Source organism: Shewanella sp. S1-49-MNA-CIBAN-0167 (genome assembly GCF_040310145.1).
Lineage (GTDB): Bacteria > Pseudomonadota > Gammaproteobacteria > Enterobacterales > Shewanellaceae > Shewanella > Shewanella psychromarinicola.
In genome coordinates this window covers 58,069-80,761 of record NZ_JBEOPO010000023.1, presented here as the reverse complement: position 1 = coordinate 80,761, position 22,693 = coordinate 58,069, and the positions used below count along the sequence as shown (strand labels likewise).

The 22,693-nt window shown below is 41.9% G+C and carries 20 protein-coding genes; 8 read left to right on the top strand and 12 right to left on the bottom strand.

Annotated features, from left to right (window positions below; translation table 11 throughout):
* Nucleotides 1-217 precede the first annotated feature (217 nt).
* A complete protein-coding gene (ccoG, locus tag AAEZ00_RS12425) occupies nt 218-1,645 on the bottom strand; it encodes a cytochrome c oxidase accessory protein CcoG (RefSeq protein WP_101033411.1) in 1,428 nt (475 codons plus the stop codon).
* 76 nt (nt 1,646-1,721) lie between these two features.
* On the opposite strand from ccoG, the gene AAEZ00_RS12420 reads away from it, so the two are divergent.
* The 4 genes from AAEZ00_RS12420 to AAEZ00_RS12405 all read left to right on the top strand — a co-directional run bounded on the left by AAEZ00_RS12420 (nt 1,722) and on the right by AAEZ00_RS12405 (nt 3,734).
* Complete coding sequence (locus tag AAEZ00_RS12420) at nt 1,722-2,069, top strand: hypothetical protein (protein WP_101033412.1); 348 nt, start codon at nt 1,722-1,724, stop codon at nt 2,067-2,069.
* Nucleotides 2,070-2,159: 90 nt separating this feature from the next.
* The gene (locus tag AAEZ00_RS12415) at nt 2,160-3,077 is read left to right on the top strand and encodes a 1,4-dihydroxy-2-naphthoyl-CoA synthase (RefSeq protein ID WP_101033413.1); all 918 of its coding nucleotides are present in this window, start codon (nt 2,160-2,162) and stop codon (nt 3,075-3,077) included.
* A 193-nt stretch (nt 3,078-3,270) separates the two neighbouring features.
* Entirely contained in the window at nt 3,271-3,486 is a 216-nt protein-coding gene (locus tag AAEZ00_RS12410) for a DUF2061 domain-containing protein (protein WP_101033414.1), read from the top strand.
* Nucleotides 3,487-3,560: 74 nt separating this feature from the next.
* Nucleotides 3,561-3,734, top strand: a complete 174-nt coding sequence (locus AAEZ00_RS12405) for a hypothetical protein (RefSeq protein ID WP_164839422.1) — start codon at nt 3,561-3,563, stop codon at nt 3,732-3,734.
* An 839-nt stretch (nt 3,735-4,573) separates the two neighbouring features.
* On the opposite strand, the gene AAEZ00_RS12400 is transcribed toward AAEZ00_RS12405, so the two are convergent.
* The 3 genes from AAEZ00_RS12400 to AAEZ00_RS12390 all read right to left on the bottom strand — a co-directional run bounded on the left by AAEZ00_RS12400 (nt 4,574) and on the right by AAEZ00_RS12390 (nt 7,205).
* Nucleotides 4,574-5,344, bottom strand: coding sequence for a PepSY-associated TM helix domain-containing protein (locus AAEZ00_RS12400; RefSeq protein ID WP_351088690.1), 771 nt, complete (start codon nt 5,342-5,344; stop codon nt 4,574-4,576).
* A gap of 41 nt (nt 5,345-5,385) precedes the next feature.
* Entirely contained in the window at nt 5,386-5,883 is a 498-nt protein-coding gene (locus AAEZ00_RS12395) for an FMN-binding protein (RefSeq protein WP_502959327.1), read from the bottom strand.
* A 146-nt stretch (nt 5,884-6,029) separates the two neighbouring features.
* Nucleotides 6,030-7,205, bottom strand: coding sequence for a porin (locus AAEZ00_RS12390; protein WP_351088688.1), 1,176 nt, complete (start codon nt 7,203-7,205; stop codon nt 6,030-6,032).
* A gap of 489 nt (nt 7,206-7,694) precedes the next feature.
* Here AAEZ00_RS12390 and AAEZ00_RS12385 point away from each other — a divergent pair, with 489 nt between their 5' ends.
* The 3 genes from AAEZ00_RS12385 to AAEZ00_RS12375 all read left to right on the top strand — a co-directional run bounded on the left by AAEZ00_RS12385 (nt 7,695) and on the right by AAEZ00_RS12375 (nt 10,269).
* Nucleotides 7,695-8,360, top strand: a complete 666-nt coding sequence (locus tag AAEZ00_RS12385) for a class I SAM-dependent methyltransferase (RefSeq protein WP_101033418.1) — start codon at nt 7,695-7,697, stop codon at nt 8,358-8,360.
* A 386-nt stretch (nt 8,361-8,746) separates the two neighbouring features.
* On the top strand, nt 8,747-8,905 hold the full coding sequence (locus tag AAEZ00_RS12380) for a hypothetical protein (protein ID WP_157822236.1): 159 nt from the start codon (nt 8,747-8,749) through the stop codon (nt 8,903-8,905).
* A gap of 170 nt (nt 8,906-9,075) precedes the next feature.
* Nucleotides 9,076-10,269, top strand: a complete 1,194-nt coding sequence (locus AAEZ00_RS12375; protein WP_124012905.1) for a class I SAM-dependent rRNA methyltransferase — start codon at nt 9,076-9,078, stop codon at nt 10,267-10,269.
* A 147-nt stretch (nt 10,270-10,416) separates the two neighbouring features.
* On the opposite strand, the gene AAEZ00_RS12370 is transcribed toward AAEZ00_RS12375, so the two are convergent.
* Entirely contained in the window at nt 10,417-10,755 is a 339-nt protein-coding gene (locus AAEZ00_RS12370) for a DUF805 domain-containing protein (RefSeq protein WP_124012906.1), read from the bottom strand.
* 479 nt (nt 10,756-11,234) lie between these two features.
* A complete protein-coding gene (locus AAEZ00_RS12365; RefSeq protein ID WP_164839423.1) occupies nt 11,235-12,599 on the bottom strand; it encodes a DUF4397 domain-containing protein in 1,365 nt (454 codons plus the stop codon).
* Between the two features lie 624 nt (nt 12,600-13,223).
* Between AAEZ00_RS12365 and AAEZ00_RS12360 the strand changes: the two genes are divergently transcribed.
* Nucleotides 13,224-13,721, top strand: coding sequence for a fasciclin domain-containing protein (locus AAEZ00_RS12360; RefSeq protein WP_351088687.1), 498 nt, complete (start codon nt 13,224-13,226; stop codon nt 13,719-13,721).
* A 431-nt stretch (nt 13,722-14,152) separates the two neighbouring features.
* On the opposite strand, the gene glmS is transcribed toward AAEZ00_RS12360, so the two are convergent.
* The 6 genes from glmS to atpD all read right to left on the bottom strand — a co-directional run bounded on the left by glmS (nt 14,153) and on the right by atpD (nt 22,683).
* Nucleotides 14,153-15,982, bottom strand: coding sequence for a glutamine--fructose-6-phosphate transaminase (isomerizing) (gene glmS / locus AAEZ00_RS12355; RefSeq protein WP_101033424.1), 1,830 nt, complete (start codon nt 15,980-15,982; stop codon nt 14,153-14,155).
* A gap of 29 nt (nt 15,983-16,011) precedes the next feature.
* On the bottom strand, nt 16,012-16,782 hold the full coding sequence (locus AAEZ00_RS12350) for a DeoR/GlpR family DNA-binding transcription regulator (protein ID WP_101033425.1): 771 nt from the start codon (nt 16,780-16,782) through the stop codon (nt 16,012-16,014).
* Between the two features lie 181 nt (nt 16,783-16,963).
* A complete protein-coding gene (locus AAEZ00_RS12345) occupies nt 16,964-19,057 on the bottom strand; it encodes a TonB-dependent receptor (RefSeq protein ID WP_351088686.1) in 2,094 nt (697 codons plus the stop codon).
* Nucleotides 19,058-19,322: 265 nt separating this feature from the next.
* The gene (gene glmU / locus AAEZ00_RS12340; RefSeq protein WP_351088685.1) at nt 19,323-20,687 is read right to left on the bottom strand and encodes a bifunctional UDP-N-acetylglucosamine diphosphorylase/glucosamine-1-phosphate N-acetyltransferase GlmU; all 1,365 of its coding nucleotides are present in this window, start codon (nt 20,685-20,687) and stop codon (nt 19,323-19,325) included.
* A 139-nt stretch (nt 20,688-20,826) separates the two neighbouring features.
* On the bottom strand, nt 20,827-21,255 hold the full coding sequence (locus AAEZ00_RS12335) for a F0F1 ATP synthase subunit epsilon (RefSeq protein ID WP_101033428.1): 429 nt from the start codon (nt 21,253-21,255) through the stop codon (nt 20,827-20,829).
* 36 nt (nt 21,256-21,291) lie between these two features.
* The gene (gene atpD / locus AAEZ00_RS12330) at nt 21,292-22,683 is read right to left on the bottom strand and encodes a F0F1 ATP synthase subunit beta (protein ID WP_101033429.1); all 1,392 of its coding nucleotides are present in this window, start codon (nt 22,681-22,683) and stop codon (nt 21,292-21,294) included.
* Nucleotides 22,684-22,693 lie beyond the last annotated feature (10 nt).

The following is a 22,693-nucleotide window of genomic DNA, read 5'->3' as shown; positions in this document are numbered from 1 at the left end:
CGCGTTGATTCGAGTGATTTGAACCACTTAAACCAACCCAACTCGGTGACTGCTTTCGCTGTCTGCCGTGTCAGTGGTTGCGCATTATAGGGAGCTTAAGATTTTGTGCAAGTATTAAAAGGCTAAATATTGCAAAAACATGACCAAGAGGTGCTTTTTCAATCGAAACGAACAAAAAAGGGACTACCCGTCCCTTTTTTGGCTATTTTACTGGGTTCTAATCCCCGAAAAATCGTGTTTCCTGTTTTATTTCTATTGGATTACCATCTATTTGCGCCGTAATTTTAATATAGATTTTAGTGATCCTTCTCTTCAGCTCAATGGGATCAACAGCAATACTAATTGGTAAGGTTATAACTTCACCAGATCCTATTGATACGTGCTGCGACCCAATCCATTTAGCGTTAGGCAAGCCTTCGACACTTAACTCATATTCTTGCGGTTGCTCTGTCTTATTGAGAATTTTAATCGTAAAGGTATTCTCTGTGTTGCCTCGGTTATTTTCTCGATAAAGTGAGTTTCTATCTCTAATGACATCCATGCGAACTGGAGCAATGGTTGCGCTGGCATAGATGAAGATTAATATCATCGAAGTGAGTACCACTCCGTAGCCAACCAACTTAGGTCGCAATACCTTTTCTTGCACACCATCAAGTTTATTTTCTGTTGTGTAACGAATGAGACCTTTATCGTATCCCATACGCTCCATGGTGTTATCACATGCATCAATACAGGCACCACAGTTAATGCATTCGTATTGCAGACCATTACGAATATCAATCCCTGTTGGGCACACTTGAACACATAAGTCACAATCAATGCAGTCGCCTAAACCCATTTCTTTTGGATCTTGTTTACGAGTACGTGGACCGCGAGTTTCTCCGCGCTTAGTGTCATAACCCACTATATAAGTGTTCTTGTCAAACATAGCGGCTTGGAAGCGGGCATACGGACACATGTGAATACACATGATCTCTCGCATCCATCCTGCATTACCGTAAGTCGCAATAGTAAAGAAGACCACCCAAAAATATATCCCACCACCGGCATTAAGCGTAAAGAAGTCTATATAGAGTTCGCGACTTGGAACAAAGTAGGATACAAATGTCGTGGCCGTTAATAGTGAGACCAATAGCCAGGAGGTATGTTTAGCGGTTTTACGCCATAGTTTATTAATACTCCATGGCATTTGATCAAGCTTGATTCGTTTATTACGCGCACCTTCAAACTTTTCTTCGAACCAAATAAAGATGAAAGTCCACACGGTCTGTGGACAGGTATAGCCACACCACACCCTGCCAAGGTAAGTGGTGACAAAAAATAATCCAAATGCGGCTATCATAAAGAGTGCAGCAAGCAAGGTAAGATCTTGTGGCCATATCGTTAAGCCAAAGACGTGAAATTTTTGCTCGGCAAGATGAAACCACACGGCTTGACGATCTCCCCAGGGTAACCAAGGAAGGAGTAAGAAGAATAATATGGCAATCCACCCCATATAACGTCGTAACGTTGTCCATAAGCCATCGACAGCTCTTACGTAAATACGGTTGCGCGGATTGAAACGGTCTGCTTTACTAGCATCAGGTTGATGAATTTTAATACGCTGCTGTTTAGAAAAGTCCTTGGAGTTAGATTCTGTCGTCATTTTACAGCCTTACTGCTTTAATATTGAACGGTAACTAGCTTATTATATAGGTAATAACACATAATTGGATAAAAAGATGAGAGGCTGGATAGGATTAGCAATAATCGCGGGGGTTATTTATTATTTCGCGACAGAAACAGACAAACTAGATAAGCCAATTAACGATATTAACACTATGTTTACTAAGGCAGATAAAAAGCTTGATTCGATGACTGGCACAAAAATAATTAAAATCGATAAACATCTACCACAACTTAAAACAGAAATTTATGAGCGATTATCAACAATTGAAATCCGTGAATTAGATGGTGTATTTACCAGTAACGAAGCGATAGCCGAGTTTAAAGATCAATACTGCCACAGTAGTGCTCGCCACCCGGTTTTTACTAAAGAAAATCTGCAATTTATTTGCGATAAAATCTGAGTAAGTTAACGGTTTTATCGACACGAATTGACCTAGATATCAAACAAGCCTAGCCTTTATGTAACATTTGCAATAGGGGCTAGGTTTTATATGACGCAACAATCACAAACTAATTCAGTATCTGACATTTTTGACCCTACTTTATGGGATGTTGTTAACGGATTCAATTTTGAAGACATCACATATCATCGCGCTAAATCCCAAGGTACAGTGCGTATCGCCATTAATCGCCCTGATTGTCTTAACTCATTCCGTCCCAAAACAGTAGATGAGCTTTATATAGCGTTAGACCACGCGAGGCAATGGTCTGATGTGGGCTGTGTACTCATAACAGGTAATGGGCCGTCTGCAAAAGGTCAGTATTCATTCTGTGCAGGTGGCGATCAACGTATTCGAGGGAAAGACGGCTATAAATATGAAGGAGCTGAAGAAGGTAAACCTGATGTCGCTCGTATGGGGCGCCTGCATATCTTAGAAGTGCAGCGTTTAATTCGTTTTATGCCAAAAGTGGTGATTGCCGTAGTGCCTGGCTGGGCTGTTGGCGGTGGACATAGTTTGCATGTGGTTTGTGATTTAACTTTAGCATCTAAAGAACATGCCATCTTTAAACAAACCGATCCTGATGTAGGCAGTTTTGACTCAGGATATGGTAGTGCTTATTTAGCCAAGATGATTGGCCAGAAACGTGCTCGTGAAATATTCTTCCTTGGGTTTAATTACTCTGCTGAAGAGGCGTTTAATATGGGCATGGTCAACCGTGCCATTCCACATGCAGAACTCGAAACTGAAGCCTTAGTTTGGGCTAAAGAAATTAACTCTAAATCCCCTACGGCAATGCGCATGCTGAAGTATGGCTTTAATATGGCTGATGATGGTTTAGTGGGCCAACAACTGTTTGCTGGTGAAGCAACACGCTTAGCCTATGCCAGCGAAGAAGCCCAAGAAGGCCGTGATGCCTTTTTAGAAAAGCGCGACCAAGACTTTTCACGTTTTCCTTGGCATTACTAACCTCAATAGATGAGGTTATGATCTGACTTAATGTTATTAGCTAGTATAAAGGCCCTTGTTAAGGGCCTTTATTTTTTTGGTATTAGAAAGTATAAACCTAATCGAAATTTTCATTTGCAACAATCGAATCACCCCTCTTTTATATGATAATGATAACTGTTATCATTTAAATAAATCAAACGGGGGATCCATCATGAAAAAGACCATCAGCTTTGCAATTTTACACTTCTGTGTTGCGTTTACGATTACTTACTTATTAACGGGTAGCATTATTATCGGTGGCACCATTGCCCTGCTTGAGCCTGCAGTCAACACGGTTGTGTTTTACTTTCATGAAAAGGTGTGGAAAAACATTGAGGCAAAGCAGGTGCAACAAGCTGAGATAGTGGCACAACACGCAAGTATTTAGGTAACCCGAATATGGTTAAGACTAACATTACGGCGAGAGGTTTAACGTACTCAAGTAAAAGTTGTCTCAGGTTAATGTCGCGATATCACGAGTATGTTGAAGACAAGCAAGAGCTTGCTTTTCTCACCAGCACTGACTTTCAAACACCCTCTATTAAAGTGCAACACTTCACGGCAATCTGCAGCGTGGTTTCAGTTGATGACACCCCAACAGCCACTCATGTTTCAACCGACCAAGTACTAGCCTAGACATAAATTAAAACTCATCTGTTTTATTAACGGAACTAGACCCAGTAAATAAATGGCGACCCAAATATAACAACGCTCAATCAACCTCAGCCACATTGCTCAACACCGTAACTTGAAAGCGAAACGGTCTGATGAATACATCGTTAAATGAGCAATCTAGCCACCTGAGTTAACGGCTTCATTAATGTATCCCACCTAGAAATAAATGATGTCGACGACGCCATTGCCAGCATTAACCAAACCGTTGCCTAACAGAATAATACCACCGAAAATCATTAGCCTCTGCTAACGAACTTCAAAGCACAATAGTAAATTTAGTGGATGTTATGTCGCAACTTGAGCTGCTAATGGAGCAAATGTAGAGCACTTTTAACGTGCCTCAGACTCAGCCCAACAAAGTACTAGAAGTATGCCCGACGGCTAAAAGGAAGTTGAACAGACTGCCGGCAGCATTTGCATATTGGCCAAGGACATTAAAACCACAGCCAGCATATTACTCACACGGAAAATTTCAGGTAAACAATTGGCTAACCCGGTAAAACGATTGCTCCACAAACCCGTTTGTTGTCATTGAATACCGCAACTCGATCAGGCGAAAGAAACCGTCAATCAGCAATAAGCCGTGCTAACGAGCACAAGCCTCACAACAATAAGCTCATATAGTTAAGCTTAGAATGCAAGATTTTAGACCGTTAGGCAAAACTGTTTCTGCTGGTAATTATCAAATTAGTGAAGCAGGTATAGAGCTAAGCTCTGTTGCAGACAAGCAAACCAATATCGCTGAGTATTTTTGAGGCTTTGTGAGCATTAATGAGTAACAGTTAACACAAATAAAGTCATTACCTGGGCGGTTTTTGTTTATACCAAATCCAAAATCCACTCAATGACACTAACAATAATGCTAGCGCAAACAAATCCCATAACCACACAGTTAACGCCCCAAATAAGCGACCACTATGCAGGTCTAGCATTACGCGTTGCCAATTTAAATGCGCACTACGGGCATGTTGAATAAACTCAGCATCAACTCGTGGATTAGGTATCAACCAAGTGATAGCCTTGATAGGCTCCATGAGTTGCCAATCGATTAACTGCTCATCGGCTTGATAAACACCAGCTTTAGTATTTAACCATACTCGACTGTTCACCACAGCAAGCGCTAATAAGTCAGTCGGTAAACCCATGCTGCTATTTTGCGTTTCTTGTAAATGGCCTGCTGTATCGAATAAATACAACTGTTGCTCATCTATTGCCACCAGCATATTGGCAGTATAACTGGCACTCATTAAGGTTTGTGAACCTTCAAAAATAACCTGTTTACCCTGCCACAATAAATTATCGGTAATATACAGCGCAGGTAAATTGGAGGTATCTAATGCAGAAAACTGAGCAACATGTGCAGGAGCAGGAATACCATAATAATCAAGTAACCACGACTGAGTAACTGGCGTTTGAGCTAAACCAATATCGTCACTGTGATTTATCGCCACACCGGTAAGCACTAACAGCAAGATGAACAGCGCACTTACCAATCCTAAACGGCGATGCCAAGGACGAAGAATGCGCATAAATTTAAGCCTAACACTGTTTTGTCGAGATGCTTTATTCACACTAACCTGCTTGAAATTATCCGGTTGAATTGAAACGTGGTTTATTGCACCACATGGGCATGAAGTAATAATGCAATGCGCGATAACTTAGTTAATGCTCTTACCGATAATGTTGCACCAGTAATCCCGTCTATATGTTTATCCAGCTGATGTTGGTCGTCTAACTTTGCCGACTTAAATTGGTCGGTAAAAAAATCATGACGAACTTCATCACCACGACTTTCGCGATAAACTAACACTTTAGTTCGCGCTATATGATGGTCTTTTATATGCACAGCAACCGTAATAGGCGACTCTTTACCAATCTCATCCATAATCCATACGGTTTCATCATTATGTTGCCAGTAACGCACACGCATTTTATTAAAACGATGAGCTAAAATAGCTTCTACCGCTTGTTTGAGATCATCATCTAACCACAAGACTTTGGCTTTACCACTACCGCCATTAAATGCTTGGTTAATAAAGGCTTCATTTGACTGATATTGTGAGGCTGCAATCGCATTAAATGCCGAAAAACAAATAACTAACCCCATCATAAATAAAATTAAATATGATCTTAACCTTGTCTGCATATCAGCCCTTAATCTATAATAAAAACACGGGTGCCGACAATATACACTGTTGGCACCCATTGACCGATAATCTGTTATATCGGTTTATCTTATCTCTGAATACTCAACGATTAAAACTGGTAACCAACACCTAGGTTGAAACCATCTGAATCAGCAGCGCCGCCAATTTTTTCGTAGTCAGCTTTAAACACCACGTTTTCGTGTAACCAGTAGTTCACACCCACGCTAGTTTGTTTTTTCTTGGTATCGGCGCTATCACCGGCATTGTTGTCCCACTCGTTGTAACGGGCAAACACACCAAACTGTTCATTGATTCGGTAAGCAGGCTCAATATAGAAACCATTTTGCTTGTCACGACCTAACGCTTCAGCTTCTTTACCATCAATATTCCACTGGGCGTATAGCGCTTTAACCGTGAAGTTTTCAATGCTGTAAATCGCATGCGCAGTAAGCAATGTTGCTGAGGCAGAATCAACATCAGCTGTACCTTGCGTTAAGTCAGACTGATATTGAACCGTCGCCGCTAGCTCTAAACCAGGAACCGCAGTGTATTTTACTCGGCCGGTATAGGCTAAATCTTCACCTTTCGCTTTAGATACTTTTTGACGACCATTACGGATTTTATAACCAGAGCTTTGGTCTAAATACAAACCAGACGTCACGGCGGTGTCAAAGGCTACACCAGGAGCGGCTTTAATATTAAGGTTTAAACCACCTTCCCACCATGTCGCAGGAATAATGTCTTTTTCTACCGGGTTACGCTCAACACCGTAGAATACTGTAGGTTCGTGAGTTTCATTGATAATACCGACAGGCATTAAGAATAGACCGGCTTTACCGGTAAACATTTCATTAAAGTCATGCTCAATATATGCTTGCTCTAACTCTACCTCACCATTTTGACTCTCACCGGCAATTGAATGTTCAACTTCTAGCTCAGAGAAAAAACGGGTTGTGCTATTAAACTCGTGACCTACAAACAATACAAAGCGGTGGAAATCGAATTCTTTCTTGTCGGTGCCAGTTTGGTTATTAGAAATATTGTTATAGTGTAATTCACCATAACCACCAATAGTGGTTGCCGACTTGCTTGATGCGGTCGCTTCTACTACATCAGCTGTGGTCTCTACACGCATTTCTGTTTGCTCAAGACGTTTTTCAAGATCTTGCAGCACTTTTTGCTGCTGCTCAATAATTTGGCGTAATTCGGTTGTTTCGTCAGAAGCGATAGCTTGATTGCTAGCAAAAAGCCCGATTAATGTTGCCGCAATTAACGTTTTTTTCATTTTCTCATCCTGATTTAGTCAATGTGAGTAACTATAATGTTATATAAAGCTCTGTAAGTTCCGTGGATTATACATAGCGGGTATACTAATGCAAACAATTATCATTAAGATTGTGATACGTATGTCACATATTTAACAGTGAATAGCGCTTTATTATCAGAGCTGATAATTGATATAAAAGGGGGTTATTAAGGTGAAAGTGAGCATGCTAATATTAACCAGTAACAGGTGAAAACCTGTTTTATTCGCCGCGATTAATAGCTGTGTAGGCCTTATATTTGTATTGAGTATTCTCCACATTGAGACCCAAAGCGCACAAAAAACACAATATAATGATGCCTTTGACTAAGGGCTTAACCTAATAGAGCCCAAACCAATTAAATATATTTGCCTTTCTAGCAAAGTGCTATAATCTAACTAACACCTCTTCGTTTTGTCATTTATTTGTCCTCGATATCTGGCTGAACACTCAATTTTTAAGACGGCCCAATGACTGCCCTTCGTTTAAGCTACCAAACTGTTGAGTTTGGTGAAATCGATGTTCACTTGTGTACCTTACGTAATAATCAAGAATTTGATGACCCTACCGGTATTGCTGAAAAACTCGGTATATCCTCGGCGAATTGGCCAATTTTTGGCATTGTTTGGCCATCAAGCTTAGTGCTGGCTAATTATATGTTGGATTACAAAACAGAAGGCAAAAGAATTCTAGAAATAGGCTGTGGAATGGCGCTCTCAAGCTTACTACTTAACGCAAAAAACGCCGATATTACTGCAACCGACTACCACCCAGAAGTTGAACAGTTCCTTAATAGAAATACCCAATTAAATAATGGTAAAAGCATTGCTTTTGAGCGCGTAGACTGGGCTAACGACACCAGTAAATTGGGGCTTTTTGACGTCATCATCGGCAGCGATTTGCTCTATGAAGATCAACATGTGCAGTTATTAGCTTATTTTATTAAAAACCATGCCAGCGCCAAATGTGACGTCATCATTGTCGACCCCGGTCGCGGTCGAAAAAATAAGCTCACTGTAAAATTAGCCGAATTCGGGTTTATCAGCAGCCATTTCAAACCGATACACACCGACTATCTAGCACTGCCATTTAAAGGCTATATTCTGGTTTTTTCTCGTAATAATGTTATCGCGTAACCACGACGTAAAAGCCTACATGTGATTATTGTCGATGTAAAAAAGAGCGCGTTCATCTTAAATTCAATACTCACTAACCGGAGCGAGGCATAACAAGCACACCTAAGTAACTATTTTTTAGCACTTTTGTAGCACGATCTGTATGGTATTACTTGCCATTGACTCGTTTGAACACGTCAATGAACCTTGTTATCAGCAAAAGCGTAAGGACACATTTAACATCATTTTTGGGCTAAAGCCTGTTATTCACAACTTGGTGAAGCCTTACACTTTACGCCGAGGTAGCTATCTGAGATTTATCATATTGTCTCAAGTGACCACGTTCACTACACTTGCTTCATTTTGATGCTTCACTCACATCTGCGCGACCATCACGGGTCAATTTGATGGAACAACAGCCACCAGCAACTGCTGCCACTATTTTACCCATCCACAAAATGCCGTTGATACCTTGTTACGGTAACGATAAACGCCCATTGAACGATCAAAATCTAAGTAACGAATACAACACTCAGCCAGCATTTTATTATTTGTCAGGTTTTTAGGCTCAAAAAAGGCTATGATCTCCCTTCGTCGCCCCCAGAGCCTTTTGACATTGATAATAGTGTGATGTCATCCATGCCTCTAATGAGTCGTTATAGAGGTTTTTACTCAGCCTTTATCAGGTGCGCCGTGAATCTTTTTACCCCTTTTATAATTTAAATTAGGCAGTACCATGGCTATCAGAATTAAACTTAAACCTGGCCGCGAACGTTCATTAGAGCGACGCCACCCGTGGATATTTTCCAACGGTATTCACAACATCAATGGTGGAAAACCTGCAGCAGGTGACACGGTTGAAGTCGTGGCGCACGACGGGCATTGGCTCGGACGCGGAGCCTGGTCGCCAGAATCTCAAATCCAAGTGCGGATATGGACCTTCAACAAAGAAGAAATCATCGATGCCGATTTCTTCGCCAGACGCATAAAAAGAGCACAAGCAGGCCGAGATGATCTGATCCGCGAACAAGGCCTAACAGGCTATCGCTTAATCGCCGCAGAATCGGACGGTTTGCCCGGTATCACCGTAGATCGTTATGCCAATGTATTGGTGTGCCAACTGTTAAATACCGGTGCCGAAAAATGGCGTGACACTATAGTAGAGCAACTGGTTATTCAATATCCAGATTGCACTGTCTATGAGCGTTCAGATGTCGACTCGAGAAAGAAAGAAGGCCTCATTCCGGTGGTAGGGTTACTACACGGTGAATTACCCCCCATGCCTGTCATCATCGAAGAAAATGGTATCAAGATTGCCGTCGATGTGGTTAAAGGCCACAAAACAGGCTTCTATTTGGATCAACGTGACAACCGCGCCATCGCCGCCCGTTTCGTTAAAGGTAAGTCTGTACTTAACTGCTTCTGTTACACCGGCACTTTTGGCTTGTATGCCGCTAAAGCTGGTGCGGCGAGTATTGAAAACGTCGATGTCTCTACCCTAGCACTGCAAACCGCCCGCGATAATATGGCGATTAATAACCTTAATGATGACCATGTAAACTACCTCGAAGCCGACGTATTTAAGTTACTGCGACTGTATCGAGATGAAGGTAAAACCTTCGATGTTATCGTATTAGATCCGCCTAAGTTTGCCGACAATAAGTCACAACTCGATGGCGCGTGTCGCGGTTATAAAGACATCAATATGATTGCCATGCAATTACTTAATCCTGGTGGAATACTACTGACCTTCTCTTGTTCGGGCTTAATGCAGTCAGACTTGTTCCAAAAAGTCGTTGCCGATGCTGCATTAGATGCAAAACGTGAAGTACAGTTTATTGAGCGCATGCATCAAGCCAGCGATCATCCTATTAGTAGCGCATTCCCAGAAGGCTATTACCTTAAAGGGCTTGTTGCCAGAGTTTGGTAAATCAAGTGCCTGGTAAATCAATAAGCTATAGATAGCAAAAAGGGAACAAGATTTGTTCCCTTTTTGTTGGACTGCTTAGCGATGGTGTGATGTAGAAAGTGCCAAAAGCGAAAATTAACTCTTGGCACCATAGTCTCTTGCTCAGTTTTATGCTGGTACACCTGATTTAGGATTAATACCGTAATCATTTGCATCATGGCTATCTTGAGCTAGAAAAACAATTAGCACAATTAAACCAATAATTGGAATTAATAGTATTAATTGCCACCACCCAGAACGACCAGTATCATGCAGCCTTCTTGCTGCAATGCTGAGACTTGGGACTAGCAGTGCAAGACTCACTATCGCTGAAATGGTATCCAAACCAATTACAGCAAAAACAATATTGATAATCATATAAACAAGTATAAACATCCAATATTCTTTTCTTCGTGCTCGACCAGTGAAATCAGCATATTTTTTTAACGCGCCTATAAAATAATCCATTAGGGACTCTCCTTGTTGTTGATAAAGCTTTAAAGCGTATTAGCGAAAATGCCGATAAACATCCTGAGATCCCCTTCAACAACCATCATTAACATAGCTTTATTTATTAATAATTTTAATAACCTACCAGCATATTTAAGTTAAATCAATCACCCTTTTGTGAGAATGTTCTTTATAGAAATAGGTACATTACGCCCCATAAATACGACTGCCGAAGAAGCCGCCTTTTATTCGTGTCACATGCTATGACAATAACGGTAATGGGATAATGTAAATTAACGGCACTATAAACTCGCGCAGAGTGGCAAAGGGATGACTTTTCATGATGAAGTGTGACTCAAACTGGGCAGCAACATAACGTGAAAAAAAATGAATAAGCGGTTTACTTAAGAGCACCCAGCAATATTTGCACCATTAATTGGGCATAAAAAAGCGGCTTATCTGGCAAGAATAAGCCGCAAATCTTTTACAGAGTAATATTACATTGCAGTGAAGTCGTCTAATAAAATAACCCCAAATGGCGCTCCGCCACCGACATTATCAACAGCTGCCACACCATATATACCCGAGGCTCCTAATGTGACTTCTAAAGGCCCAATTGCGACATCTTTAGTATTAGCCACAGTGACACTAATAGTATAAGTTCCAGGTGTTACGCTAATGCTCCCAGAAGAAACCTTAAATGGCACGTCCTCTAATACTGGTGTTGCATCAGAGATATCAGCAGATGAAGTAAGGTAAACGTCTACTTCTGGTGCAGAATAGGCAGCATGTGTCACAGTAAGCTTTGCCTCTGTCGCTACGCGACGAGTTTGTTCAACTAACACTAATGGCTCAATCATATTGCTGGTTAGTGATCCCACAGCCAAGGCGCTATAACTCATACCAATACCTAAGTCGACTGCAGCATTATCTATAACCACAACATCATTATCGGCATCCGCGGCAACGGTTACGGTGTGAGCACCTTGAGCAAGGTTGACATAACCCGTCACATCACCAAAAGACAGCATATCTACAGCTGGTGTAGTGGCGCCGTCAACAAACACATCAACAGCTGGCGCATCAGCAACGGCATGTACCACCCGTAAATCAGCGCCACTGTTTACGTCATTTAACACTAGCTGTGCTCCGGGTAGCGACACTTGCAATGCCACAGGTGAATCTCCAGACCATGTATTAGGAATGGCACTGATAAAGTAATCTTGCATATCGCCTAACGCAACAGAACCTGAGTCATACACAACCTCTTTCATTCCAGATGCAGTAATACGAATTTGATAATCGCTAGCGGGCACTTCAATCTGCGAGCTTACATCTAAATAGCTTGCCGATAACGTGGGAGCTGTAGCGCTTATATCTGCATCAGGAGCCGTAACATAAATATCAACAGTACCCACTAAAGGCGCGCCATGCAGCACTTGTACTCTGGCATAACCCGCAGCAATGTCCATGGTTGGGTTTTCAATTAATTTTAGACTCAAGGTGTTATCTGCAACAGAACCTAACGCAATGGCGGTATATTCCATGTCATCTTGTGCATCAAGTAATGCTTCTAACACAGTTAGCGTGGTGCCATCTGCCAACACAGCATCAACGTTAATGTCGTAGCTTGTTGCTGACACTTCGATTAAATCACTGGCCATCGCATAATCAACATTCGACAGCAATGCATTGCCATTAGCCACAACATTCACCAATGGAGCATCGCTGCCAGCATGAATAACGCGTATATATGACATTTCAGGCTCTACAAGCTCTACAACTGTTGCATCATCGTCGTCTGAGCAAGCTGTTAGACCAATTAAAGAAACACATAGTGCAAAAGGGTATATCCGTTTCATCTTAGAAATCCTCATTAGTAATATGACCGATTTCTATACGTGACAATCTTTTTTATAGTTCAAAAAAAACACAACAAAAATACAACACTTCCTGTTGGCTTTATATAAAAAAACTATAAGCATCTGATAAAAATGGAATAGTAATAAAAAAATAATTTAGTAGAGGGTACTTTATAGGATACGAAACCAGCAGAAAATAACCGAAAGGATAATGAGATTAATATATCTATCTTTGGCTTATTGTCAGATGCGTTAGTACGGGAATGATTAAGCTCCGGCAATGTATCATCGCACAACGAAACTCACCGATGATTAATATCACAAAAATTACAATCCTGTTTTACTTAAAAAAGGCCTAAAACCCCAGCCTTTTGAACGGGTGCATCAGCAAACCAACAATTATCCTATTAATAGCCCATTGCCAAAAGGTGATGTATTTAAAGATCTTGTGGGCAAAATTGAGTAGCGAAAAAGGGTTCTTGTTGAACACCCGGTGATATTTTAGCGTCGTACTGTAAGTAAATTGAAACCAAACTGATCTAGTTGTTTATACCATACGTAACAAATGTTGCACAAAAAACAGCCTCCCCCTCAAAGTGGTATAAATTCGAAAGGAATATAAAAATGTTAAAGAAATTTATTACAACACTCGCCCTTATTGTTGCCAGTTTATCATTCACCTCTGTTGCTTATGCCGAACATCATGGTATGAAAAAAGACATTGTCGATGTAGCAGCTGAAAATGGATCTTTCAATACGCTTGTTGCTGCAATCAAAGCAGCAGGACTTGTTGATACACTAAAAGGTGAAGGTCCATTTACGGTATTCGCACCGACAGATGAAGCTTTTGCTAAGTTAGCAGATGGGACCGTCGAGTCGCTACTGAAACCAGAAAACAAAGATAAACTTGCGACAATTTTAACATATCATGTTGTTGCAGGAAAAGTGATGGCTGCTGATGTCGTTAAACTAGACAGCGCATCAACAGTTCAGGGACAAATGGTTACCATTAAAGCAAAATACGGCAATGTAATGGTAAATAACGCAAAAGTTATCATGACAGACGTAAAGGCGAGCAACGGTGTGATCCACGTGATTGATACTGTACTACTGCCTAAGTAATTGATGTACCGACGGGGGTATTGGTTACCATCGGTGCCCCCTGACCTTCAACAGCATAATATTTTTTATAATACAGAGCCTAGGTAATCGATAGCCAATCTTTAGATAACATGTCGAGCATCGAAACAGTCGTCTGTTTTTTATATTGCCTTATTCAATATTTTCCAACTTATGACCATTGTTTAGATAAACCTCAAAGTATTGAATGAGCTTAATGATTTCTTTTCTAGTTAAACAACCTAGCGTGTTTCAACATGATTGCGATAGCTTTTATGGCCAGCTAAGTGCTCACATTGCGATCGACTTATTTGAAACTAAAAACGTAAACAACCAAAAACACCATTGATTTATTCGACCCCTGCACCCAACAAAAACAGCTTCCTAAGAAGCTGTTTTTCATTGCTATATGCGATTTAAATCAATTTAGAGGTTTATTCTACCGTGACTGATTTGGCTAAATTACGCGGCTGATCTACGTCAGTCCCTTTAATTAATGCCACATGGTATGACAATAACTGTAATGGGATGGTGTAGATTAACGGTGCCATAAATACATCGCAGTGTGGAACAGGGATGACTTTCATGGTGTCGTCTGACTCAAATTCTGCATCGACATCAGCAAACACATACATCAATCCACCACGGGCACGCACTTCTTCAACGTTTGATTTAAGCTTTTCGAGTAATTCATTGTTTGGCGCCACCACAATCACGGGCATATCGGCATCAATCAAGGCTAATGGGCCATGCTTTAGCTCGCCAGAAGCATAGGCTTCTGCGTGAATATACGAAATTTCTTTTAGCTTTAATGCACCTTCCATCGCAATGGGGTATTGATCGCCTCGGCCTAAGAATAAGGCATTCTGTTTATCGGCAAAGTCTTCAGCTAATTCTGCAATAGCATCATTTAAGCCAAGCGCTTGCTCCACTTTAGCAGGCATAGATAACAGGCTTTGCGTAATAGCCGCTTCCATGTCGCTAGACATACCATTATGACGACCAATCGCCGTGGTTAACATTAACAAACCGGCAAGTTGCACGGTAAAGGCTTTCGTTGATGCAACGCCAATTTCAGCGCCCGCTTTCATCATGTAAGCCATATCAGATTCACGTACTAATGATGAACCCGCTGAGTTACAAATGGTTAATGTGGCTTTATAGCCCATTTCTTTTGCCAGGCGCATTGCCGCTAACGTATCTGCGGTTTCACCAGATTGTGAGATAGTCACTAACAAGCTATTTGGGAATAAGTGCGACTTGCGGTAACGAAATTCTGAGGCGATTTCGACGTTACACGATACTCCGGCCCAGTCTTCTAACCAGTAACGCGCTGCCATACCCGCATGATAACTGGTACCACAGGCAATAATTTGTACGTGCTTAATGTCTTTTAAAAATTCAGCTGCATTTTCGCCAAAAGCTGAATCTAATACCTTACCGCCGGCAATACGACCTTCTAAGGTGTGCGCAATGGCTGTAGGTTGCTCATAAATTTCTTTGAGCATGTAGTGACGATATTCACCTTTGTCACCCGCGTCATGGGTCACTTCAGATTCTTTCACTTCACGCTTAACGGCGTTGCCATTAACATCAAAAATATTCACTTCACGACGCGTTATTTCTGCTACGTCGCCTTCTTCTAAAAAGGCGAACGAGCGAGTGACGGGTAACAGTGCCAGTTGGTCTGAGGCGACAAAGTTTTCACCTAGGCCGTAACCTATCACTAACGGGCTACCGCTTCGAGCCACAACCATGCGATCACTGTCGCGGCGGTCGATAACAACAGTGCCATAGGCGCCTTCAAGTTGCTTAACGGTCGCTTGTACCGCTGCTAATAAATTAGTCGCTGTTTTTAATTCGTGGTGAACAAGATGACAAATCACTTCGGTGTCGGTGTCTGATGAAAATACGTAACCCAAACCTTTTAACATTTCGCGCAGTTTGTTGTGGTTTTCAATAATACCGTTATGTACAACAGCAACATCGCCTTCAGATAAATGTGGGTGTGCATTTCGCTCACTTGGTTCACCGTGGGTTGCCCAGCGAGTGTGGGCAATACCGGTGCCACCCGTTAATGGTGCGGCATCAAGTGCTGATGATAACTCCTGCACTTTACCCACGCGGCGAGTACGGCTTAATTCACCTTGATGAATCACAGCAACGCCCGCTGAGTCATAGCCACGGTATTCAAGACGGCGTAAACCTTCAACTAATATTTCAGCAACATCCCTTTGGGCCACGGCGCCTACGATTCCACACATGATATTTTCCTTTATTATTTCAATTTAATTTAATTAGCGAACGGCGCGAGTATCACCCTAACGCCATGGGCTGAAATGGTATCGACTGCATCTTGGGTGATGTTGTCATCGGTCACTAACACATTAATCACATCCCAAGGCAGCTCTAGATTGGGGATACGCCGACCAATTTTGGTCGATTCCAAAAGTACCACCACTTCACGCGACATTTCTGCCATCACTTTACTTAAGCCTGTTAACTCGTTAAACGTGGTGGTACCGCGATTAAGATCGATGCCGTCGGCACCGATAAACAGTTGGTCAAAGTTATATGATCGCAGCACTTGCTCTGCCACTTGGCCTTGAAAAGACTCAGAATGGGGATCCCACGTTCCGCCGGTCATCAATAATGTCGGTTCATTTTCAAGTTCATGAACGGCATTGGCTAACTGTAATGAATTAGTCATCACCACTAAGCCACGTTTGTCATTGAGTTGCTGGACAATACCTGATGTGGTACTGCCGCTATCGATGATTATCCGGTTATGGTCGCGGATCAGCTGTGCGGCTTTGGCGGCTATCGCTTGTTTATTAAGAGACAGTTTTTCGCTGGCTATTTGGGTCATTTCTTGTGGCACTGACACCGCGCCGCCATAACGTCGTAATAATAGTCCATGGGTTTCAAGCATGGCCAAATCTTTACGAATAGTCACTTCTGAAGTGGCAAATAGATTCGCCAGCTCATCGACACTGACTTCGCCTTGCTCATTAACCAATTTAATGATCGAATGGCGACGTTGTTGGGTGTTACGTTTCGTCATTAAAATTAACTATCTTTCACATAAGTTTCGAAGCGAAAGGTATTTTAACAGCAAATGAAACTTTTTCTAGATCATATAGCCTAAATTTGAAATAAAAGTACAAAAAAGCCTCTTGAGTAAGTAGAGGCTTTTGATGATTAAGAAATGAAACTACTTTGAGTGGATAAAATCTTATCTCTGATTAGAACTTAGTTTCGACGGCAACACTGAAATTACGGTCTTGGCCGATTGTGACCATATTATACTGACCACCTTCAATATAATCGGTATCGAATAGATTTCTGACATTGGCACGAACACTGACGTCTTTGCCCATAATATCCATAGTATAAGCGGCACCAATATCAAAGCGGACATAACCGTCTTTGCTAATGCTGTTATCGGTATTAGCAAAACGCTCACCAACGTAGATAGCACCAAAATTAATTGCCAAACCTTCGGTCATTTCATAGCGAGTCCAGATGTTGGCTGACAATTCTGGAGCATCAACGGGTGTTTTACCTTCTCGCTCATCGCCAATTTGATATTTGGCATTTAAGTACATCATTGAAGAGGTCATAAACCAGTTATCACTTAATTGACCTTGGGCGCCGACTTCAAATCCACGATGTTGCTGCTCACCGCCTTGGGTGGTGATATCAGTAAAGGAAGCTATTGGAGTCGGTAATGTCTCAGAGACAGTTATATTTTCAAGGGTGATATCAAATACCGCCGCCGTGAGTAACAAACTATCGTTAAACAGCTCCCATTTGGTGCCGACTTCATACTGAACACCATATTCAGGTTTTAAATCTAGCTTATCGTTTACATCAAACTGATTACTAACAGCACCTTGTGGGGTAAAGCTCTTTGAATAGTTAACGTAAATGCTGCCATTGTCCATCGGCGAGTAAATAATCCCAAATTTAGGTGATACCGCATAACTGTTCTGACCTAAGCCATCTTTCTTCTGTTCATCGTAACGCACTCCAGCGAGCAACTTCCATTGCTCACTTAATGTCATTAAATCCTGTAAATAGAAGCCGTAGTATTGGTATTCACTTGCAGTGCTTTTTGTACCAAGATGATAATCAATATCTGGCTGTATAAGGGGTTGTCCAGGCATAACCGTTTGAGGGGTACCCCGTACGATTTGTCTCTGATAGAAATAATCTAAATAGTTAGCGCCGATCAACAATTGATGTTGTATTGCCGCGAAATTAAACTCGCCAGTGAAATCGATATAAGCCGTTTTATGTTGCCAGTCGTCATAGCGATCAAATGGTTTAATGTTGTAACCATTAGTAAAAGGGTCGGTTGTACGTTGCGGCGCAGAGTCGAAACGTTGACGATTAAATTGTTGATCGTTATATCCCCCTTTAACTTTCCACTTATCACTAATATACCAAGTCAGATCAGCACCTAGGTTAGAAATGGTATTATCGGTAAAAGCCCAAGGTGCATCCCAAACGGTTTTATTACTCCCAATAACATTACCTTGGGCATCTAACCAACCACCGGCATCAATACCGGCTTTATCTTGAGTGTGATCGTATTTAACCGATAACAATACATCATCAGTTAAATCAAATTCCATATTAAGATAACCTAACCAACGATCTCGCTGTTGATTTTCTTCGGTAGTGGAATATTCACGCCAGTATTGGGTGTCTTGCTTAACTAACACACCACGATAACGAATGCTTTGAGCGTCATTTAAACTCCCTCCAGCATCTATCTTCGCACGAGTAGAGCCGTAACCATCCGTGTCTAAACCGATATTAAGCATAGAGTCATAGGTCGGTTTTTTAGTCACCATATTGACTAAACCGCCAGGGCCAGATTGGCCATACAGCATACTAGAAGGGCCTTTCAATACTTCAACTTGTTGCAGCGTTTCAATAGGTTGTATGTAGTGAGACCATTGCTGGTGGCCATTAATAAGATAACCATTGCCCGAACTTAACTCAAAACCTCGAATACTGAACACTTGGCGGTTCCAGCGTGTCGTCCCGGCTGTTACGCTCGAGTCGTTCACTAACACTTCGGCAAGGTTAGTGGCCAGTTGTTCGTCGGTAACAAAATAGGGGATCACATTGACTGATTGCGGAGTATCCATGAGGTCGATATCACCACGCATAGCGCCAGATGCTGTACCGACTTTATAATCGTTAAAAGAACGACCGGTAACATTAATGCGCTCTATGCTTGCATCACTCGAGACCTCTGCCATCACAGGCATAGTCATTAATACCGAACCGACGGCCAAACCTATAACTGAATATTTATACACCATTGCCAACACCTCAATTAAACCTTTAACTTTAGAATTAACGGTAATATAAATGAGAAGCGTTTGTATTTAAGGTTCTTTACACAAACTTACAATCTGTTGCGATATAGATCAAAACTATTTAAAACCAATAGATTGAAAACCACATCTAGGTTAACTCAAGCTTAATTTATTTTTAATCAGTGATTTTCTATACAGAATAAATAAACAACAAAAATGTTAAAACAAAAAAACGGCATATAGCCGTTTTTTTGTATTCGTTTAAAACTTACTTTTTAATTTTTAACGGACGTTGCCAACCCGTAATATGGCGCTGCTTAACGCGGGTAATGACCAATTCATCTTCGCTGACATCTTTAGTAATAGTAGAACCAGCACCAAGGGTGGCATTTTTACCAATAGTAACGGGGGCAATTAATTGGGTATCACTACCGACAAATACGCCATCTTCAATGGTGGTAATAAACTTATTGGCACCATCGTAATTACAGGTGATGGTACCGGCGCCAATGTTCACCCCAGCGCCGATTTGGGCATCACCTAAATAGGCTAAGTGGCCTGCTTTAGAGCCCTTACCTAACACGCTTTTTTTAATTTCAACGAAGTTACCAATGTGGGCATCTTCTTTAAGCTCTGCCCCAGGGCGTAAACGGGCAAAAGGTCCTGCACTCGCAGCGGGTCCAAGCTTGGCGCCTTCTACAATAGTATAGGGTTTAATTTCAGCATTATCGGCAATCTGGCAATCTATAAGAATCGCTCCTGCGCCAATAGTGACGTTATTACCCAAGGTGACTTTACCTTGGAATATCACATTGATATCAATCATCACGTCCATACCTACGCTTACATCACCGCGAATATCGATGCGAGCAGGATCGCGCAAGTTAGCCCCTTCGAGCATCAGTTTTTCAGCAGCACGCGCTTGATAAGCTCGTTCTAATTGCGCTAGTTGTACGCGATTATTAGCGCCTTCAACTTCGATAGACGATTGCGGCTGTGAGGTAGTAATTTCAACGCCATCAGCTTTAGCCATGCCAATAATGTCGGTTAAGTAGTATTCGCCTTGAGCATTGTTATTCGATAAACGCTTTAACCACGCTTTTAGCTGCTTACCGGGTACCGCCATGATGCCGGTGTTCACTTCGTTAATTTTTAGCTGTTCAGCGTTGGCATCTTTTTGTTCAATAATGCCGACTACGCTGCCATGCTCACGCACAATACGACCATAACCGCTAGGGTTAGGTAAATTAACCGTCAAAATAGCTAGGCCATTTACAGGGCGAGCAGCCAATAATGCTTCTAGGGTTGATTGCTGAATAAGCGGCACATCGCCATATAGGATCAAAACGGTATCGTGGTCATTAATGTTTGGGGTTGCTTGCGCGACCGCATGGCCGGTCCCCAGTTGTTCTGCTTGTAATACCCAGTTTAATGCTTGCTCACCTAATGCTATTTGTAACTTATCTGCGCCATAGCCATACACTAATTGAATTGCAGATGAGCCTAATGAATTAGCCGTATCTATCACGTGTTGCACCATACTTTTATGGGCAATAGGATGCAGCACTTTAGGCAGATCTGAGCGCATCCGAGTTCCTTTTCCTGCAGCTAAGATCACAACATTTAACGACATTAAGCATTCCTTTATTGAACCGATAGAGATTGGCTGACATTTTAACGGAATATCGCCAAAAGTAAAAATAGAGCGAGGGAATTTAACCCATAAAAAAGGCGACTCATAAGAGTCGCCTTTTAAGCGTCAAATAATCAGATTATCTGGTGATATTTTTCTTGATGGTTTCAACAACACGTAATTGAGCCAAAGATTTGGCCAATTCGATTACAGCAGCTTCGTAATTGAAGTCAGATCCAGCATTCGCAATTGCTTGCTCAGCATGTTCTTTAGCTTCTAAAGCCGCTTTCTCATCAATATCATCGGCACGTAATGCTACATCAGCAAGTACTGAAATTGCAGTAGGTTGTACTTCCAGTAAACCACCTGAAAGATACAACACTTCTACACTGCCATCTTGCATGATAAAGCGCGCCATACCAGGCTTAATTTTTGTTAGTAACGCAACATGGTTAGGCATAATACCTAACTCACCTTCAGCACCATTAACTTCAAAGAAGCTAACTTGGCCATGGAAGATGCTGCTTTCTGCACTAACAATATCAAGTTGGACTGTTTTGGCTGCCATCAAGTTCTCCTTAAAGAACTAAGCTTTACGGCCTAGTTATTTTTTTTTGTTCGCTTTTTCGACAGCTTCATCGATTGAGCCAACCATGTAGAACGCTTGCTCTGGAATGTGATCGAACTCGCCATCCAAGATACCCTTAAAGCCACGAATGGTGTCTTTTAGAGAAACGTACGTACCAGGAGAACCGGTGAAGACTTCTGCTACGAAGAAAGGTTGAGACAAGAAACGCTCAATCTTACGTGCTCGGAATACCATGGTTTTGTCATCATCTGACAATTCATCCATACCCAAGATAGCAATAATGTCTTTCAGCTCTTTATAACGCTGTAATACAGTTTGTACACCGTTTGCAACATCATAATGCTCTTGGCCAACAACCTGAGGATCTAACTGACGTGAAGTCGAATCCAATGGGTCAACCGCAGGGTAAATACCCAAAGAAGCAATTTGACGAGACAATACAACAGTCGCATCTAAGTGAGCGAAAGTTGTTGCTGGTGACGGATCAGTTAAGTCATCCGCAGGTACATATACTGCTTGTACAGAAGTAATCGAACCCGTCTTAGTTGAAGCGATGCGTTCTTGAAGAACACCCATCTCTTCAGCTAGTGTTGGCTGATAACCTACTGCAGAAGGCATACGACCTAATAGTGCAGATACTTCAGTACCGGCTAGGGTGTAACGATAAATATTGTCAACGAACAACAATACGTCACGACCTTCGTCACGGAACTTTTCAGCGATACTCAGGCCGGTTAACGCTACGCGTAAACGGTTTCCTGGAGGCTCGTTCATCTGACCATAAACCATGGCAACTTTGTCTAATACGCCTGAATCTTCCATCTCGTAGTAGAAGTCGTTACCCTCACGGGTACGCTCACCAACACCAGCGAAAACAGAAAGACCAGAGTGAGCTTTAGCGATGTTGTTAATCAGTTCCATCATGTTAACTGTTTTACCAACACCAGCACCACCGAACAGACCTACTTTACCGCCTTTAGCGAAAGGACAAACAAGGTCGATAACCTTGATACCCGTCTCTAATAGTTCAGTTGAAGTTGACTGATCTTCGTATGAAGGCGCAGCACGGTGAATAACATAACGTTCTTCTTCACCGATAGGACCCGCTTCATCGATAGGCTCGCCCAATACATTCATAATACGGCCAAGGGTCTTAAGCCCAACCGGAACATTAATTGGTGAACCTGAGTTTACTACCTCTAGACCACGACGCAGACCATCAGAAGAACCCATAGCGATGGTACGAACAACGCCACCACCTAGCTGCTGCTGAACTTCCAGCACCAAACCATTACATGGGCCTTCGCCAGTGATCTTCAGAGCGTCATATACTCGAGGTACAGAATCTTGTGGAAATTCTACGTCCACAACCGCGCCAATTACTTGGACAACAGTACCTGTGCTCATGATTAATCCT

Excerpts from the sequence above, each read along its gene's own strand:
- ccoG (WP_101033411.1), bottom strand. The coding sequence starts at position 1,645 with ATGACGACAGAATCTAACTCCAAGGACTTTTCTAAACAGCAGCGTATT.
- AAEZ00_RS12420 (WP_101033412.1), top strand. The coding sequence starts at position 1,722 with ATGAGAGGCTGGATAGGATTAGCAATAATCGCGGGGGTTATTTATTAT.
- AAEZ00_RS12415 (WP_101033413.1), top strand. The coding sequence starts at position 2,160 with ATGACGCAACAATCACAAACTAATTCAGTATCTGACATTTTTGACCCT.
- AAEZ00_RS12410 (WP_101033414.1), top strand. The coding sequence starts at position 3,271 with ATGAAAAAGACCATCAGCTTTGCAATTTTACACTTCTGTGTTGCGTTT.
- AAEZ00_RS12405 (WP_164839422.1), top strand. The coding sequence starts at position 3,561 with ATGTCGCGATATCACGAGTATGTTGAAGACAAGCAAGAGCTTGCTTTT.
- AAEZ00_RS12395 (WP_502959327.1), bottom strand. The coding sequence starts at position 5,883 with ATGATGGGGTTAGTTATTTGTTTTTCGGCATTTAATGCGATTGCAGCC.
- AAEZ00_RS12390 (WP_351088688.1), bottom strand. The coding sequence starts at position 7,205 with ATGAAAAAAACGTTAATTGCGGCAACATTAATCGGGCTTTTTGCTAGC.
- AAEZ00_RS12385 (WP_101033418.1), top strand. The coding sequence starts at position 7,695 with ATGACTGCCCTTCGTTTAAGCTACCAAACTGTTGAGTTTGGTGAAATC.
- AAEZ00_RS12380 (WP_157822236.1), top strand. The coding sequence starts at position 8,747 with ATGGAACAACAGCCACCAGCAACTGCTGCCACTATTTTACCCATCCAC.
- AAEZ00_RS12375 (WP_124012905.1), top strand. The coding sequence starts at position 9,076 with ATGGCTATCAGAATTAAACTTAAACCTGGCCGCGAACGTTCATTAGAG.
- AAEZ00_RS12370 (WP_124012906.1), bottom strand. The coding sequence starts at position 10,755 with ATGGATTATTTTATAGGCGCGTTAAAAAAATATGCTGATTTCACTGGT.
- AAEZ00_RS12365 (WP_164839423.1), bottom strand. The coding sequence starts at position 12,599 with ATGAAACGGATATACCCTTTTGCACTATGTGTTTCTTTAATTGGTCTA.
- AAEZ00_RS12360 (WP_351088687.1), top strand. The coding sequence starts at position 13,224 with ATGTTAAAGAAATTTATTACAACACTCGCCCTTATTGTTGCCAGTTTA.
- glmS (WP_101033424.1), bottom strand. The coding sequence starts at position 15,982 with ATGTGTGGAATCGTAGGCGCCGTGGCCCAAAGGGATGTTGCTGAAATA.
- AAEZ00_RS12350 (WP_101033425.1), bottom strand. The coding sequence starts at position 16,782 with ATGACGAAACGTAACACCCAACAACGTCGCCATTCGATCATTAAATTG.
- AAEZ00_RS12345 (WP_351088686.1), bottom strand. The coding sequence starts at position 19,057 with ATGGTGTATAAATATTCAGTTATAGGTTTGGCCGTCGGTTCGGTATTA.
- glmU (WP_351088685.1), bottom strand. The coding sequence starts at position 20,687 with ATGTCGTTAAATGTTGTGATCTTAGCTGCAGGAAAAGGAACTCGGATG.
- AAEZ00_RS12335 (WP_101033428.1), bottom strand. The coding sequence starts at position 21,255 with ATGGCAGCCAAAACAGTCCAACTTGATATTGTTAGTGCAGAAAGCAGC.
- atpD (WP_101033429.1), bottom strand. The coding sequence starts at position 22,683 with ATGAGCACAGGTACTGTTGTCCAAGTAATTGGCGCGGTTGTGGACGTA.